The 16522-nt window shown below is 56.9% G+C and carries 11 protein-coding genes; 4 read left to right on the plus strand and 7 right to left on the minus strand.

Going from position 1 to position 16522, the window contains the following annotated elements; genetic code table 11:
- Nucleotides 1-10 precede the first annotated feature (10 nt).
- The 3 genes from WBP50_RS00620 to uvrB all read right to left on the minus strand — a co-directional run bounded on the left by WBP50_RS00620 (nt 11) and on the right by uvrB (nt 5115).
- On the minus strand, nt 11-598 hold the full coding sequence (locus tag WBP50_RS00620; protein ID WP_423931152.1) for a LemA family protein: 588 nt from the start codon (nt 596-598) through the stop codon (nt 11-13).
- Nucleotides 599-696: 98 nt separating this feature from the next.
- Nucleotides 697-2898, minus strand: a complete 2202-nt coding sequence (locus WBP50_RS00625) for a RelA/SpoT family protein (RefSeq protein ID WP_423931121.1) — start codon at nt 2896-2898, stop codon at nt 697-699.
- A gap of 162 nt (nt 2899-3060) precedes the next feature.
- The gene (gene uvrB / locus WBP50_RS00630) at nt 3061-5115 is read right to left on the minus strand and encodes an excinuclease ABC subunit UvrB (RefSeq protein ID WP_423931122.1); all 2055 of its coding nucleotides are present in this window, start codon (nt 5113-5115) and stop codon (nt 3061-3063) included.
- 285 nt (nt 5116-5400) lie between these two features.
- Between uvrB and WBP50_RS00635 the strand changes: the two genes are divergently transcribed.
- The 3 genes from WBP50_RS00635 to WBP50_RS00645 all read left to right on the plus strand — a co-directional run bounded on the left by WBP50_RS00635 (nt 5401) and on the right by WBP50_RS00645 (nt 10243).
- Nucleotides 5401-8253 carry a M16 family metallopeptidase gene (locus WBP50_RS00635; RefSeq protein ID WP_423931153.1) on the plus strand — a complete coding sequence of 951 codons (2853 nt, stop codon included), beginning with the start codon at nt 5401-5403 and terminating at the stop codon, nt 8251-8253.
- 65 nt (nt 8254-8318) lie between these two features.
- Nucleotides 8319-9401 carry an LptF/LptG family permease gene (locus WBP50_RS00640; RefSeq protein WP_423931123.1) on the plus strand — a complete coding sequence of 361 codons (1083 nt, stop codon included), beginning with the start codon at nt 8319-8321 and terminating at the stop codon, nt 9399-9401.
- Nucleotides 9398-10243: an SAM hydrolase/SAM-dependent halogenase family protein gene (locus WBP50_RS00645; protein WP_423931124.1), complete on the plus strand. Its 846-nt coding sequence runs from the start codon at nt 9398-9400 to the stop codon at nt 10241-10243. The genes WBP50_RS00640 and WBP50_RS00645 overlap by 4 nt, the downstream gene beginning before the upstream one ends.
- A gap of 10 nt (nt 10244-10253) precedes the next feature.
- On the opposite strand, the gene WBP50_RS00650 is transcribed toward WBP50_RS00645, so the two are convergent.
- The 3 genes from WBP50_RS00650 to clpP all read right to left on the minus strand — a co-directional run bounded on the left by WBP50_RS00650 (nt 10254) and on the right by clpP (nt 14767).
- Nucleotides 10254-11153 (minus strand): sigma-70 family RNA polymerase sigma factor, encoded by a 900-nt coding sequence (locus WBP50_RS00650; RefSeq protein ID WP_292003402.1) that lies wholly within the window; start codon nt 11151-11153, stop codon nt 10254-10256.
- 178 nt (nt 11154-11331) lie between these two features.
- A complete protein-coding gene (locus tag WBP50_RS00655; RefSeq protein WP_423931125.1) occupies nt 11332-14046 on the minus strand; it encodes a valine--tRNA ligase in 2715 nt (904 codons plus the stop codon).
- 43 nt (nt 14047-14089) lie between these two features.
- Complete coding sequence (gene clpP, locus WBP50_RS00660; protein ID WP_423931126.1) at nt 14090-14767, minus strand: ATP-dependent Clp endopeptidase proteolytic subunit ClpP; 678 nt, start codon at nt 14765-14767, stop codon at nt 14090-14092.
- Nucleotides 14768-14948: 181 nt separating this feature from the next.
- Here clpP and thyX point away from each other — a divergent pair, with 181 nt between their 5' ends.
- Entirely contained in the window at nt 14949-15629 is a 681-nt protein-coding gene (gene thyX / locus WBP50_RS00665; protein ID WP_423931127.1) for an FAD-dependent thymidylate synthase, read from the plus strand.
- On the opposite strand, the gene accD is transcribed toward thyX, so the two are convergent.
- A complete protein-coding gene (accD, locus tag WBP50_RS00670) occupies nt 15609-16448 on the minus strand; it encodes an acetyl-CoA carboxylase, carboxyltransferase subunit beta (RefSeq protein ID WP_423931128.1) in 840 nt (279 codons plus the stop codon). The two genes, thyX and accD, sit on opposite strands and share 21 nt — an antisense overlap.
- Nucleotides 16449-16522 lie beyond the last annotated feature (74 nt).

The raw sequence follows: 16522 nt of genomic DNA on the forward strand, positions 1-16522 counted from the left end.
GCGTCACCCGTCAGAACTTCACTTCCGGCACTGCCTTCGCGGCTGCATCAGCCTTGAAGTACTCCTTGGCCTTCAGCTTGAGCAGCAGGCTGTTGGTCATGGAGTTGGGAAACTGCCGGATCGAGAAATTAAAGGTTTCCACTGTCGCATTGTACCGCTGACGGGCAACGCTGATCCTGTTTTCCGTGCCTTCAAGCTGGTTCTGCAGATCCCTGAAATTCTGGTTGGCCTTGAGTTCGGGATAGCGCTCGACGGCTACCAGAAGACGCGAAAGGCTCGATGAAAGTGATCCCTGCGCACTCTGGAACTTGTTCATGGCTTCGGGATCGCTGAGCATTTCGGGAGTAAGCTGCACAGCGGTAGCCTTCGCCCTGGCTTCAATTACCGCGGTAAGGGTCTCCTTTTCGAAGTTCGCCGCGCCCTTTACGGTGGCTACCAGGTTTGGGACGAGGTCGGCCCTGCGCTGGAGCTGCGATTCAAGGTCGCCCCAGGCCTTGTTGACGGCCTCGTCGTTCTGCTGGATGGAGTTGTAGCCGCAGCCGGACAGCGAACCGAGCAGCAGAATAAAAGCGAAGAGTCTTGACAGAATCGGTTTCATGGCGTTCAGGTTCTGGTTGATGGACATGGTCTGGTGGTGGTGATAGGTTTCCTGTTTTTGAATGCGCGTCCGGCGGCATAAAGTTCCCCCGCCCGTCCTCAGCTGATGAGACGCTCTACGGTGAAGATACCCTGAACTTTTTTGAGTTTCTCCATGAGGGTGCCGAGTTTTTCGATATTTCGGACATAGACCATGAGCGTGCCGACGAACATGCCGTCGCGAGCGTGCAGGGAGATGCTCCGGATATTGGTATCGAATTTGGAGATAACGGTGGTGATCTGGTTGGTGATGCCGATCCGGTCCTCACCGACGATTTTTATACCTGCAAGGAAGTCGGTTTCAACCTTCCTGTTCCACGAGACCGAAACGATCCGCTCGCTCTTCAGGAAATTTTCGTTGCTGACGTTCAGACAGTTCTTCCTGTGGATTTTCACCACGCCTTCGGCCGTGACGAAACCGATGACGTCGTCGCCGGGAACCGGCTGGCAGCATTTCGCATAGGCGTAGGCGATGTTACTCATTCCCGCTATGATGACATCGTCCTTCTTCGATACGGGGGCATCCTGGTCGTGCCGGGCCTGCTCAAGGAAGGTTTCGACCTGCATGGCCTGGCTGGCCGGCTGTTTTGCCGTCGACTCGGCCGGCTCCTTGCGGGCGTTGCTGACGCGCTCGAAAATCTCCTCACCGTTGATCTGCTGGCTGGCCAGCGCGCTGAAAAAGTCGGCCGGAGTCTTGATGCCGTACTTTTTGGCGTGGCGGATGATATCGTTCTCGGAAAAGAGCTTTTTGCCGCCGGAAAGCAGTTTGTCCCACATGCTGCGGCCTTTTTCGATCTGCAGACGGCGCTCCTCGTTGATGGCCGAGCGGATTTTGAGGCGGGCGCGGTGGGTAACGACGAACTTGAGCCAGTCGGCCTTGGGCTTCTGGTTTTTCGAGGTGATGACCTCCACCCGATCGCCCGACTTGAGCTGTGCGTTGAGTCGCACGATCTTGCCGTTCACCTTCGCCCCGATGCAGCCGTTGCCGATTTCGGAGTGGATGGCGTAGGCGAAATCGATGGGCGTAGCGTCGGCCGGCATGGTTTTCATGTCGCCCTTGGGGGTGAAGACGTAGATCTCGTCGTGATAGAGATTGAGCTTGAACCCCTCCATGAACGAGGCTGCGCTGTCGGCGTCCTTGATGAGCTCCCTGGCCCATTTCAGGAAGGAGTCGATCGTGGCGTCGTCCCTGGATATCTTCTCCTTGTAGCGCCAGTGCGCGGCGACGCCGAGTTCGGCGAATTCGTGCATGCGCTTGGTTCGGATCTGCAGCTCCACCACATACCCCTTGGGACCGATGATGGCCGAGTGCAGTGACTGGTAGCCGTTGTGCTTGGGAATGGAGATGTAGTCCTTGAAGTGCTGCGGTATGGGCGGATACTTCTGGGTGATGAAGCCGTAGACCGCGAAACAGTCGGCCACCCGTTCGGTATCGACAATGACCCTGATGCCGTAGAGATCGTGGATGTCCTCGAAGTTCTTGTTCTTGTTGCGCATCTTGTTGTAGATGGAGAACAGGTGTTTGGCCCTGCCCTCGACCTCGATGCGGAAGCCCTGTTTTTCGAGATCGTCCTTGATGGGACCGATCATGCGGTTGAGGTAGTTGATGCGCTCGGCACGGCTCAGACGCACCTTCTGCTGCAGAAAATCGTACATCTCGGGGTCGATGTATTTCAGGGCGAGGTTTTCGAACTCGACCTTCATCTTGCCGAGACCGAAACGGTGCGCCAGAGGAGCGTAGATGTCCCTCGTTTCAAGGGCGATCTTCAGGCGGCGATGCTCGGGCAGCGATTCGAGCGTTCGCATGTTGTGGAGACGGTCGCAGAACTTGATGAGGATCACCCTGATATCCTTGACCATCGAGAGCAGCATCTTGCGGAACCCTTCGGCCTGGGTTGTTTCGCGATTGATCGTGATGCCGGATATCTTGGTAAGCCCTTCGACGATGTCGGCAACCTCGACGCCGAGTTCGGCGGCCAGATCGTCGTACGTGTAGCCGCTGTCTTCGAGCACGTCGTGGAGCAGCGCCGCAGCTACGGAGACGTCGTCGAGAGGCAGCTCTTCGAGCATGATGGTGGCCACTTCGACCGGATGGTAGAAGTAGGGCTCTCCGGAAGCGCGTTTTTCACCTTCGTGCGCCCGGTAGGACATGAAGAACGCACGCTGAACCAGCGACTCATCGCATTGCTTGAGATTGCTTCGGCAAAGCTGGAGAATTTCGTGCAGTTTCGCGTAATGCTTTTTATCTATCTGTGCCAGCATAGAACCCTGTGCTCCCTGAAAACGGCTTTAAACGGTAAACATCCCGCCCGGAATGGCGACTATTCCTGTCGCCATTCCGGGCAGCCTGTGGAGAACCTCTCCCCGTATTATTCTTATATGATTTTATTTTCCGATAACAAAGCGCCGCGGCAAGAAAAACCGCTACTCTCCCTTCAGGGTTTCCCTTGCACGCTGCTCGAATTTCGATATCTCATCGCGCAGATACGCGGCTTTTTCGTACTCCATATGCTCGGCGGCCTCCTGCATTTCAAGACGGAGTTCGGAGGCCATGGCATAACATTCGTCGACCGAAAGCGTGTCGACAAGGGAACTGAGCAGCCTCTCCGGCTTGGGTTCGAGCCCGAAACGCTTGCGGCGGTAACGCTCCTCGGAATCGGCGACACTGGTGGTGTTGAGCACCTGCTCCATCGACTTGACGATCGATTGCGGCTCGATGCCATGCTCCTCGTTGTGGCGCTGCTGTATGGCCCGGCGTCGTGCGGTTTCATCGAGCACCTCCCGGATGGAGCGGGTTATGACATCGGCATAGAGCACTACAAACCCTTCGAGATTGCGGGCTGCCCGTCCGGCGATCTGCATGAGCGATCGGGTATTGCGAAGAAACCCCTCCTTGTCGGCATCGAGGATGGCCACAAGCGACACTTCGGGAAGATCGAGACCCTCACGGAGCAGGTTGACGCCAACCAGTACATCGATGTCACCGGTTCTGAGCTCCCGGAGAATCTGGATGCGCTCAAGGCTCTTGATCTCCGAGTGCAGGTAGCGGGAGCGGATGGCCGCCTTGCGGAAATAGCCGTCGAGATCTTCAGCCATGCGCTTGGTAAGCGTCATGACCAGCACCTTGAACCCTTTTTCGGTGTGGCGGCGGATCTCTTCGAGCAGATTGTCGATCTGCCCCTTCACAGGCCGTACCTCCACCGGGGGGTCGAGCAGACCTGTCGGGCGGACAAGCTGCTCGACGATAACCCCTCCTGAAAACTCCAGCTCGAGGTCGCCGGGGGTGGCGCTTACGCAGATCACCTGCGGCACCAGCCGGGAGTACTCCTCGAAACGGAGCGGACGGTTGTCGAGCGCGGAAGGAAGACGAAAGCCGTGTTCGACAAGAATGGTCTTGCGCGAGCGGTCGCCGCCGTACATGCCCCTGATCTGCGGCAGCGTGACGTGCGATTCGTCGACCACGACCAGATAGTCTTCGGGAAAATAGTCGAGCAGGCAGTGGGGACGCTCGCCGGGCGCCCTTCCCGACAGGTGGCGGGAGTAGTTTTCGATGCCCGAGCAATACCCCAGCTCCTTCATCATTTCGAGATCGTAGCGGGTGCGCTCTTCGAGGCGACGCGCCTCGATAAGGCGGTTGTCGGCGCGAAGCTCATTGAGCCTGCCTGCCAGTTCGTTCTCGATGGCCAGCATGGAGCGGCGCATCTGCTCCTCCCCCGCCACGAACTGGCGCGCTGGGTAGATGAAGGCATAGTCGTCCTTTCCCAGTACCTCACCGCTCTGCATGTCGAAGGTCTGGAGGCTTTCGATCTCCGGTCCGAAAAATTCGACCCGTATGGCAAGCTCTTCGTGGGCGGGCACCAGATCGATGATATCGCCGCGCACCCTGAACTTTCCTGGCCCTGTAGCGATGTCGTCCCTGACATAGTGCAGGGAGATGAGCTCCTGGAGAAACTGGTCGCGGTCTTTTTCCATTCCGGGCCGCAGTTCGAGGATCTGGGCCTTCCACTCTTCAGGAGAGCCGAGGCCGTAAATGCAGCTTACCGAGCTCACAACAATAACGTCGCGGCGTCCACTGAGCAGCGAACTGGTCGCCTTGAGCCGGAGACGCTCGATTTCGTCGTTGATGCGGAGATCCTTGGCTATGTACTTGTCGAGCGAGGGAAGGTAGGCTTCCGGCTGATAGAAGTCGTAATAGCTGATGAAGTATTCGACGGCGTTGTCTGGAAAAAACTGCCGGAGTTCACCGTAGAGCTGCGCGGCAAGCGTCTTGTTGTGGCTCATCACCAGCACCGGCTTGCCGGCCTGGGCGATGACGTTCGAAATGGTGAAGGTTTTGCCCGAACCGGTCACGCCGAGCAGCGTCTGCCACCGGTCTCCCCGCTGCACCCCCTCGACGAGCTGTTCAATGGCTTTTGGCTGATCGCCTTTCGGTGCGTACGGGCTGACAAGCCGGTACGCGTTTCCTGTTATGCCGTACATTGCGTGAAAATTCCCCGCTCTTGATGGTTTCTGGTAACTGCAGCAGAAAGAACTATTAATGCCGCCTGTTCGTTCTGCAACCCAGAGAAAGGATTCGCCTGGAACCGGCGGAGCGGTATTTTTTCATCAGTTATCCCCGGGCAGTTGCAATAGTTCGCCGGAAATCCCATTATTATGTTTTTTGCGATGACTGTTTTTCCATATTCAACACAGGGAAAGCGCCCTATCCCGGCGGGAGTTGCCGTTTTCCTTCTTTTGCATCTACTATCATCCTGCAGTCCAATGATGAATGAAGTCAAAACCTACCCCTATACCACGATTCCAGGCGACTCCCTCCATACCCGCATCTACACGCTCGGCAACGGGCTCACCGTTTTCATGAGTCCCTACCGCGACGAGCCGAGAATATATACATCAATTGCCGTTCGGGCCGGAAGCAAGAACGATCCGGCCGAAACCACCGGGCTTGCCCACTATCTCGAGCACATGCTCTTCAAGGGCACCGACTCCATCGGATCGCTCAATTACGAGAAAGAGCATGCTGAACTGGAAAAAATCATCTCGCTCTACGAAGAGTACCGTTCGACGACCGATCCCGACAGGCGGGCGGCGATCTACCGTGATATCGACAGTCTCTCGAACGCTGCCGCGCAGTACACGGTGCCGAACGAGTACGACAAGCTGCTGAACTCTATCGGCGCACAGGGCACCAACGCATACACCTGGGTCGAACAGACCGTCTATATCAACGACATTCCCTCCAACAAGCTCGACCAGTGGCTCTCGATAGAGGCGGAACGATTCCGCAATCCGGTCATGAGACTCTTCCACACGGAACTGGAAACCGTTTATGAAGAGAAAAACATGACCATGGACAGCGACAGCCGGAAAATATGGGAGAACCTTTTTTCGGGGCTGTTCAGCCGTCACACCTACGGCACCCAGACCACCATCGGCAAGGCGGAACACCTGAAGAATCCCTCGATCAGGAATGTGATCAACTATTACCGTTCCTACTACGTGCCGAACAACATGGCGCTCTGTCTGTCCGGAGATTTCGATCCGGAGGAAACCATCAGGATGATCGACCGTAAATTCTCGGTACTGCAGCCAAAGGAGATACCTCCCTTCACTCCCGCCGTCGAGGAGCCGCTGAAAAAGCCGGTCGTCAAGAGAGTGAAGGGGCCGGAAGCCGAAGAACTGGTTATCGGTTTCCGTTTCAGCGGCGTCAATACCAGGGATGCAGACTACCTCACGCTGATCGACAAGATACTCTACAACCAGACTGCCGGACTGATAGACCTGAACCTCAACCAGCAGCAGAAAACGCTCGACGCGGGTTCGATGCTGGTGCTGATGAAGGACTACTCTGCGCACCTCCTGAGCGCCAAGCCGCGCGAAGGGCAGAGCCTGGAGGAGGTGCGTGACCTGCTGCTCGAACAGCTCCGGCAGCTCAAGGAGGGAAACTTCCCCGACTGGCTGCTCGAAGCGGCGATCAACGACCTGAAGATCGAGCAGCTCAAAATGTACGAGAGCAACCGGGGACGGGTGGAGGCCTATGTGGACGCTTTCGTGTGGGGCATGGAGTGGAAGGAGTACGTGCAGCAGACCGAACGCCTCGAGAAGATCACCAAGGCGGATCTGGTGGCTTTCGCAAAGGAACATTACGGCTCGAACTACGTGGCGATCTTCAAGGAGCACGGCACCGAAAAAAGCAGCCCGAAAATCCAGAAGCCGCCGATCACGCCGATCAAGGTCAACCGCGACAGCTCCTCGACGTTCGCCGGCGAGATCCTTGCCAAACCCTCCGAGAAGATCGAACCCTCCTTTCTCGATTACCGGAAGGATATCGGGTTTTACGCCGTAACCCCCGATATCGGCCTGCACTACCTGCAGAACAGGGAAAACGATCTGTTCTCGATCTACTACGTGTTCGATATCGGCAAAAACCACAGCCGGAAAATTGACCTTGCGCTCGACTACCTCTCCTATCTGGGAACATCCTCCCTGACGCCGGCGCAGTTCAGCCAGGAGCTCTACCGGAACGGAGCCAGCTTCTCGGCCTTCACCTCGGAGGACTACGTCTACCTGAAGCTTTCGGGACTGCAGAAGAACTTTCCGGCCTCCATACGCCTGCTCGAACAGCTTCTGACCGATGCCGAACCCGACGAGGCGGCTCTGAAAAAGCTCAAGGCCGGCACCATGAAGGAGCGTGCGGACGACAAGCTCTCGAAAAGGAAAATCCTGTTCGAAGCCATGTCGAACTATGGCAAGTACGGCCCATCCTCGCCCTTTAACAATGTGCTTTCCAACGCTGAACTCGAAAGCGTCTCCTCCGGGGAGCTGCTTGAGGAGATCGGCAAGCTGCTGCAGTATCGCCACCGCGTACTCTATTACGGACCGGCCAGCGCCGAGAACCTGCTCGGTGAACTCCATACCGTGCGACGCTACCCGGAAAAGCTCTCTGAACCGCCTGCGGCAAGCATCTACCCGGAGCTCGAACAGAAAAACAACCTGGTCTATGTCGTCGATTACGACATGACCCAGGCCGAAGTGATCATGCTCTCCAGGGACGACCTGTTCGATGCGTCGATGCTTCCGATGATCACGCTCTTCAACGAATATTACGGCGGCGGCATGTCGTCGGTGGTTTTCCAGGAGCTTCGCGAAGCAAAGGCGCTGGCCTACTCGGTGTTGTCGGTCTACCGGACCCCGAAACTGCGCGACCGGCATAACTACATCTTCAGCTATATCGGCACGCAGGCCGACAAGCTGCCCGAAGCGCTCGAAGGAATCAGAAGCCTGATGCTGGAGCTGCCGGAATCTCCGGAACTGTTCGCTTCGGCAAAAAACGGTATTATGCAGAAAATAGCCTCCGAACGGCTGACGAGAACCGAGGTGCTTTTCAATTACGAAGACGCCAGACGGCTCGGCCTCGGTGAGGACATCAGAAAGGAGGTTTTCGACAGGGTGCCCGGCATGGGGCTCAAAGACGTCCAGGCCTTTCACCGGAAACATTTCGGCAACAGGAACCATGTTATGCTGGTGCTCGGGGATACAGCAAGGCTCGACATGCAGACGCTCCGCAAATACGGAGAGGTCCGGGAACTGAAGCTGGAAGAACTTTTCGGATACTAAGAACAACCAGAGAAAACGATCACGAAAACGGATGCCCCAGGCATGCAAAGGAGAGAAAAATACCCATGAAACTCCTGGACCGCTATATATTCAGGCAGTTCGCCTTCTCCTTTCTCTTTGCATCCATCACTTTCGCCGCGCTCTTCACCCTGATCGACATGGTGGAGAACCTCGACGGGTTTTTCGACCGCAGGGTGGGAGCGGCGGGCATAGCCTGGTACTATCTGCTCTCCCTGCCGGCAACCTTTCAGGTGACCGCGCCGGTATCGACCCTGCTTGCCTCGATTCTCACGGCAGGCCGGCTTTCAGCACAGAGTGAACTTGCCGCAATCCGCTCCTCGGGCATAAGCCTGAACCAGCTGATGCGCCCGTTTCTGCTCGGAGGCGTCATCATTGCAGTTGTCAATATCTGTAATGCCTCGCTTTTCGAACCGGTCGCAGCTTCGGCGAAAATCGCCTATCAGCGCGAAGCGCTCAACGAAACCAGGCCAGGTCTGCACGAGGGCGCCAACATCCACATCCTCGAACCGGACAACCGGGTGGTAACCATCGGCTCGTTCGACCCCGCAGGGTCCAGAGCCATGAACGTCACCATCGAGGATTTCGACGGGCCGCATCTCCGATCGAGAACCGACGGCCCTGTGATGGTATTCGACGGCAGGTCAAAAAAGTGGATCATGCCGAAAGCAACCATCCGAACATTCGGCGCAGCTCCCGGCGAAGTCGTATTCAGATCGGTACGCGACACCCTCGATCTTGCCCTGACAGCCGAGTCCCTGAAGGAACTGAACGTGCTCCCCGAAGAGATGAACCTCGTGCAGCACTATCGGTACATAAGGGAAAAAATGCAGGCCGGCTTCCCCAATCTGGAGCGTGCGAGGGTAAAACTGCACGCGAAGCTGGCCGTGCCGCTCGCATCGATCGTCGTCATTCTGATCGGCGTACCGCTCTCGGCAGTGAGAAAACGCAGCGGACTTGCTGCAGAAATAGCGCTGGCGCTCTTTATAGGTTTTCTCTTTCTCGGCATGCAGAGAACGGTTGCGACCATGGGGTACAACGCCATGATCGAGCCGTGGGTAGCCGCGTGGCTGCCGCTGCTGCTTTTTCTCGGGGCGGGCCTGTTCCTCTACCGGAAGGCGGAAAAGTGAAGGGCGGAGAAGGAAACCCCGACCCGGTGGTGGTGCTGATGACCGATTTCGGCGTCGATGACACCTATGTGGGACAGATGAAGGGGGTGATCCTTTCGATCTGCCCGCACGCCCGCATCGTCGATCTCACCCATGCCATCGCTCCGCAGCATATCGAGCTGGGGGCTTTTTTTCTCGAGCGAGCCCTGCCGTTTCTTCCGCAGCGTTCGATCGTGGTCTGTGTGGTCGATCCGGGGGTGGGGACATCGAGAAAACCACTTGCCCTCAGAACCGGTCACCATACCTTTCTCGGCCCGGACAACGGCCTGTTGACCCCGGTGCTCGACATGAACGGCCTCAGCGGGTGCGTAAGCATCACCAATCAGGACATCATGCTTCCCCGACAGAGCGCAACCTTTCACGGGCGGGATCTCTTTTCACCTGCGGCTGCACATCTGGCCGGAGGGTTTCCATTCGGGAGGCTTGGCGAACCGGTCGCCCCGTCGTCGTGCGTGAGGCTGCCCGCCAAGGGGTGCCGGGTTCAGAGTGACGGTTCGATAGCGGGCCATATCCTCTTCGCCGACCGTTTCGGCAACCTTGTCACCACCATCGACACAAGCCTCTGCGCGAACCCCCGTGAGTGGCGGATAGAGACCGAAGGAATCCCGCCGCTTTCGGTCATGGAAACCTACGGCGACAAACGGGAGGGAGAGCTGCTGGCTTACGGTGGAAGTTTCGGAACCGTGGAAATCGCCGTACGCAACGGCAGTGCCGCTGAACGTACGGGAGTTCGGGAGGGAGCGGCGGCAAGACTCGTCAGAGTAGCCGGAACGACGGCAGAAAACAGGGAAGCAAAAGCCTGACGCAGACTTTTCAGCTGCCGATATACTCCTTGAGAATCTTGCTGTAGGCCGACTGGCGAAGCCTTCTGATGGCTTTTTCCTTGATCTGGCGCACCCGTTCACGGGTCAGCTTGAACTTCTCGCCGATCTCTTCGAGGGTAAGCGGGTTGTCCATGCCGATACCGAAGTAGGAGCGGATGACATCGGCTTCGCGCGGCGCGAGCACCGAGAGCGAACGCTCGACCTCAAGGGTGAGAGAGTCGCGGTTCAGGCCGTGATCGGGCAGGTGCCCGTCGTTCTGCAGCACGTCGAGCAGGCGGTTGTCGTCTCCCTGGGCGAACGGAGCGTCAACCGATACATGACGTCCGGCGATTTTCAGGGTGTCGGCGACGTCCTGCGAGTCCATATCGAGCAGGTTGGCCAGCTCCCGAGTATTGGGATCGCGCTCGAACTCCTGTTCGAGCTGACTGTATGCCTTGCTGATCTTGTTGAGCGTGCCGACCCGGTTGAGCGGCAGACGTACAATTCGCGACTGTTCAGCCAGAGCCTGGAGAATGGACTGGCGAATCCACCAGACTGCGTAGGAGATGAACTTGAACCCTCTGGTTTCGTCAAAGCGCTTTGCCGCCTTGATGAGACCGAGGTTGCCTTCGTTGATGAGATCGCCGAGCGTCAGTCCCTGATTCTGGTACTGCTTCGCAACGGAAACCACAAAACGCAGATTGCCTTTGATGAGCTTGTCGAGCGCACGCTTGGCGCGCTTGTACTCAACGGTATCAACCGGCATGTCGTAGCCTTCCTTGATAGCCATGGTCAGTTTGACCTCGTCATCGGCGGTGAGAAGATCGTACTTGCCGATCTCCTGCAGATAGCGGTCGAGCGAAAGGCTCTCCCTGTTGGTAATTTGCTTGCTGATTTTCAACTGCCTCATTGTCTAATAAACTCCTTCTAGAACTCACAGGTATGTCTCCTGACCTTATGGTTCGGATTAACCTGAACCGGTAAAATATCATTTCAGGACAAAATGAAAAAATCCGTTTTAAATGCCGTAACATCCGGCGCTCTCCGGAAACCGGACGACCCGGTGCGTTCCCGGCGCCTGAAAAGCCTCAACCTGCAAGCACATCGAGGTTTCCGGAAAGTTTTTCAAGGTTGCCCTGGGCTTCGGAAAGTTTCGAACGCTCTTTTTCGATAACATCTTCAGGCGCGTTTGCCACGAATCCCTCGTTGGAAAGCTTCTTTTTCAGCGAGGCCACATAGGATGAAATACTGCCTATCTCTTTCTGCAGGCGCGCCCGTTCTTTTTCGAAGGAAATCAAACCCTCGAGCTGCACAAAAAGTTCATTGCCTTCAACCACCGAGGAGGCGGCATGAGACGGACGGACAGCGTCCGGAGATACCGTTACGGAGCACCTGGTGGCGGCGGCGATAATGTGCGTATTTTCCGAAAGCACCCTGCAGGCAGCCTCGCCGGCAGGTTTGAGGGTAAGGGGCGCCATACCGGAAGCGGGCACGGCGAAAAGCGAGCGAAGGCTCCGCACCTCGGAGATGACCGCGCGGGGAAGCGCATGGATGGCCGCGTCAATGCCCGTCCAGTCAGCCGAGGCCTCGGGCATCGGAGAGAGCGCGACGGTAAGGCCGTGAGGTCGCCTGACGATACAGTGCCATATCTCGTCGGTGATGAATGGCATGACCGGATGCAGCGCCTTGAGGGTGCCCTCCAGCACATGCACGGAAAGCAGCACGGCCCTGCGGGCCGCATCGATGTCAGACGATGCGGAAAGGCTTGTCTTGAGGGCCTCGAGATACCAGTCGCAGTAATCGCCCCAGAAAAAGTCGTAGAGATTCCTGACGATGTCGTTCACCCGGAACTGGCCGAATGCCGTGTGGTAGCGTTCGATCATGGCATGATATCTGGCCATGAGCAGATGCTCTTCGGCAAAGGTGAAGTCGTTCCGGTCGGGAACGAACATGCTGTAGGCAGCCTCGAACTCCTCGGGGGATTCGAAATACTTTTCGCGCTGCATGAAAACCAGTCTGGAAGCGTTCCAGAGTTTGGTTGCGAAGTTCCTGCCAAGCTCGCACTTCTCTTCGCCGAACAGCACGTCCTGGCCGAGAGGCGCGATGTAGATGATGGTGAAACGCAGGGCGTCGGTACCGTAGGTGTCGATCACCTTGAGTGGATCGGGAGAATTGCCGAGCGACTTGGAAAGCTTGCGCCCTTTCATGTCCCTGATGATGCTGGTAAAGTAGACGTCGCGGAACGGCACCCCGCCCTTGAAGTAGAGGCCGGCCATGATCATGCGCGCCACCCAGAAAAAGATGATATCGGGGCCGGTAACCAGCGTATCGGTGGGATAGAATGCCCTGAGATCGTCGTTGTCGCTGTTCGGCCCTGTCCAGCCAAGCGTGGTGAGCGGCCACAGCCACGACGAGAACCAGGTATCGAGCACATCCTCGTCCTGGACCAGCTTGTCGGTTCCGGCAAGATGACAGGCCTCCTCGTACGACGAAGCGACCCATACACGACCCTCGGAATCGTACCATGCGGGAATGCGATGTCCCCACCAGAGCTGCCGCGAAATGCACCAGTCCTGGATGTTCTCCATCCAGTGGCGGTACGTGTTGACCCAGTGCGGCGGATGGAAACGGATTTCGCTGTCGTTGACCACCTGCAGGGCCGGCCCGGCCAGCGGCTGCATGCGAACGAACCACTGTTCGGAAAGATAGGGCTCGACAACCACGTCGGCACGTTCGGAATAGCCGACATTGTGTTCGTACTCCTCTACCCGTTCGAGATTGCCAAGCTCCTCCAGATCGAGCAGAATTTTCTCGCGGGCGTCGAAACGGTCCATGCCTCCGTAACCGTATTCGTCGGTCATTTTCCCGTCGCGGCCGACAACGGAGATGACCGGAAGATTGTGGCGACGGGCAACCGCGTAGTCGTTTGGATCGTGTGCGGGAGTGATTTTCAGGGCGCCGGTTCCGAACTCGATATCGACATAGTCATCGGCGATAACCGGTATGTGGCGTCCTGCCACCGGAACCGCCGCAAGTTCCCCGACAAGATCGCGGTAGCGGGGATCGGCCGGATTGACGGCGATGGCCACGTCGGCAAGAATGGTTTCGGGCCTGACCGTCGCGATGGTGATATACCGGCCCGGACGGTTGACCAGCGGGTAGCGGACGTAAACAAGTTTGTCGCGCCGGGGCTTCATGATCACCTCTTCATCGGACAGGGCGGTCTGCGAAACCGGACACCAGTTGATGATACGCGTTCCACGGTAGATCAGTCCATCGCGGTAGAGGGCTATGAAGGCGTTGATGACTGCTTCCGAAGCCCGCTCGTCCATGGTGAAAAGATTCCGCCGCCAGTCGCAGGAGATACCGAGCCGGCGGAGCTGGCGGAGAATAAGCCCTCCGTACTCCTCGCGCCACTCCCACACCTGGTCGAGAAATGCCTTGCGCCCGAGATCATGGCGGGTCACTCCCTCTTTTTTCAGCTTCTTTTCAACGACCGTCTGGGTCGCGATGCCTGCATGATCGGTTCCGGGAAGCCAGAGAGCCTCCTTTCCCCGCATGCGGCTGTAGCGAATGAAAATATCCTGCAGGGTGTGGTTGAGTACATGGCCGAGCGTGAGGCTTCCGGTTACGTTCGGTGGCGGCATCAGCACGCTGTAGGGAGTGCGGCCTTCCGAAAGCACACGGCCGCTTTCGGCATGAAAACTGCCGAGAGCCTCCCAATGGGCGCTTCTCCAGCGGTCTTCGACCTCCTGATGATTATAGGTTTTTTCGAGATTGAACGGCGTTCTCTCTTCACTCATGGCGACGTCGGTTACAACTGTGGGAATTACGGAATATGACTTCTCAATCGGCCTTTTCAGGTGCCGGACGCTTCTCGAAAACCTGGTCGATAATACCGTACTCAAGCGCTTCGGCTGCGTTCATCCAGCGATCTCGCTCGGAATCCTCCCTGATCTGCTGGACGTCCCGACCGGTATGTTTGGCCAGAAGCTCTTCAAGCAGCTTGCGAATCTTCTCTATCTCACGTGCCTGGATGATGATGTCGGTCTCCTGCCCCTGAGCGCCGCCGGAAGGCTGGTGGATCATGATGCGCGAATGGGGAAGCGAGGCGCGTTTGCCTTTGGTGCCGCTGGCAAGGAGAAAAGCGCCCATGCTTGCCGCCATGCCTACACAGACCGTGGCGATATCGGGCCGGATGTACTGCATGGTGTCGTAAATGCCAAGACCGGCTGAAACACTGCCGCCGGGCGAGTTGATGTAGATATAGATATCCCGTTCAGGATCTTCGGATTCAAGAAAGATCAGCTGGGCCATGACAAGGCCGGCCACATGTTCGTCTATGCCGCTGCCGAGAAAGATGATCCGCTCGCGCAGAAGGCGCGAAAAAATATCGAATGCACGCTCTCCCCTGCCGGAGGTTTCGATGACCATGGGAACAAGCGTATTCTGAATACCCTCTTCTATAGCGCCCGAGTAGAGTTTGCGGGCATGGTGGTCAAATCCGAAATTGATATTTGCCATAACTGGATCGATGGGTTGAGTGGGTGTAAAAGAAACACGTAAAATACATAGAGCTAACAACAATGCAATCGTTCCGGTTCCAATAAGTAAAAAAGAAGACGATAAAACAAACCGCTCACTGCAGGATAAACCTCATCGTATGCTTATATTTCAGGCCTCTTGAACCAAACCACAGCTGACTATGCAGGTCCGTCTCATTTCGGTAACCACTCCGTGTTTCGCCATTGAAGACCGTCCCCTCACCGCGGAAGGGCTCATGGCTTACTGCGCAAGGGTTTCGAGCCCCAATCAGGAAAACCTCGACTTCGGAAAACTGCTGGCTTACTGTATCGCCAACAGGCACTGGAGCATTTTCGAGATGGCGGACATGACCGTCGAAATCGTCACCTCCAGAGCCATCGCGCCACAGATTCTTCGCCACAGGAGTTTCCAGTTTCAGGAGTTCAGCCAGCGTTACGCCAGGGCGCAGTCCGTCGAGAAGTACCGGCCGCGCAGGCAGGACAGCAAAAACCGGCAGAACTCGCTGGACGACCTCGACGAGGGGATTGCGGTCTGGTTCGATGAGGCGCAGGAGAACATTTCCCGCATATCGATGGAGATGTACAACGATGCCCTTGAAAAGGGCATCGCCAAGGAGTGCGCAAGAGTGCTGCTGCCGCTGGGCACCAGGACGAAACTCTATATGAAGGGTTCGGTGCGAAGCTGGATCCACTACATCGAGGTGCGCACAGACATCAGCACGCAGAAAGAGCACCGGGATATCGCCGAAGAGATCCGGGCCATATTCTGCGCCCAGTTTCCCGTCACGGCCGGCGCACTGGGATGGACCGGGCCGGAGCCCTCAGCCGGAGAGCATGCCTGAAAGACGCACGATGTGATTTTTCAGCTCCTTGCGGTGAACTATGGCGTCGATGAAACCGTGTTCAAGAAGAAACTCCGCACGCTGAAAGCCTTCGGGCAGATCCCTTTTGATGGTGTCCCTGATGACCCTCGGTCCGGCAAAGCCGATCAGCGCCTTGGGCTCGCTCAGGTTGATATCGCCGAGCATGGCGAAGGATGCGGTAATGCCCCCCATGGTGGGGTCGGTCATCAGCGAAATATATGGCAGTTTTTTCTCTCCGAGCAGGGTGAGGCGCGCGGCGGTCTTGGCCATCTGCATGAGACTGAAGGCCCCCTCCATCATGCGGGCTCCTCCCGATTGTGAAATCACCAGAAGCGGCGCCTGCAGCTCGATTGCCCTGTCGACGGCGCGGGCGATCTTCTCGCCCACAACGGAGCCCATCGAACCGCCGATGAATCCGAAGTCCATGGCCGATACCACAAGAGGCTTTCCTCCTGAATCCCCCCAGGCGTTCCGGCACGCTTCGGTCTTGCCGGTCTTTTCAATGATGTCATGAACCCTGTCGGTATATTTCTTGGTATCGGCAAAACCAAGCGGATCGGCAGAGCGGAGGCTGTCGCCGAACTCCTGGTAATTCTCGTTATCGAACAGAATGGAAAAATAGCGATAGGGAGAAATCCTGAAATGGTAGCCGCATTCCGAACAGGTGTAGACGTGGTCTTCGAGCTGTTTTTTATGAATCATCGCGCCGCAATCCTCGCACTTCCACCAGAGTCCCTCCGGCATGTCGAGTTTGTCGGTTGTGCGTATCGAAGGCTTTACCCGTTTGAACCAGACCATCTTTCTTAATTAGTACTAAAGGTTATACATTAGACCTTAAGATATGAAGTCACCGGCAGAACTCAAAAATAACC

This window comes from Chlorobium sp. (assembly GCF_049593655.1).
GTDB lineage: Bacteria > Bacteroidota > Chlorobiia > Chlorobiales > Chlorobiaceae > Chlorobium.

Bases quoted from the DNA above. Each gene is read 5' to 3' on its own strand.
- thyX (WP_423931127.1), top strand. From the start codon at position 14,949: ATGCAGGTCCGTCTCATTTCGGTAACCACTCCGTGTTTCGCCATTGAA.
- accD (WP_423931128.1), bottom strand. From the start codon at position 16,448: ATGGTCTGGTTCAAACGGGTAAAGCCTTCGATACGCACAACCGACAAA.
- WBP50_RS00640 (WP_423931123.1), top strand. From the start codon at position 8,319: ATGAAACTCCTGGACCGCTATATATTCAGGCAGTTCGCCTTCTCCTTT.
- WBP50_RS00625 (WP_423931121.1), bottom strand. From the start codon at position 2,898: ATGCTGGCACAGATAGATAAAAAGCATTACGCGAAACTGCACGAAATT.
- clpP (WP_423931126.1), bottom strand. From the start codon at position 14,767: ATGGCAAATATCAATTTCGGATTTGACCACCATGCCCGCAAACTCTAC.
- WBP50_RS00620 (WP_423931152.1), bottom strand. From the start codon at position 598: ATGAAACCGATTCTGTCAAGACTCTTCGCTTTTATTCTGCTGCTCGGT.
- WBP50_RS00650 (WP_292003402.1), bottom strand. From the start codon at position 11,153: ATGAGGCAGTTGAAAATCAGCAAGCAAATTACCAACAGGGAGAGCCTT.
- WBP50_RS00655 (WP_423931125.1), bottom strand. From the start codon at position 14,046: ATGAGTGAAGAGAGAACGCCGTTCAATCTCGAAAAAACCTATAATCAT.
- WBP50_RS00635 (WP_423931153.1), top strand. From the start codon at position 5,401: ATGAATGAAGTCAAAACCTACCCCTATACCACGATTCCAGGCGACTCC.
- uvrB (WP_423931122.1), bottom strand. From the start codon at position 5,115: ATGTACGGCATAACAGGAAACGCGTACCGGCTTGTCAGCCCGTACGCA.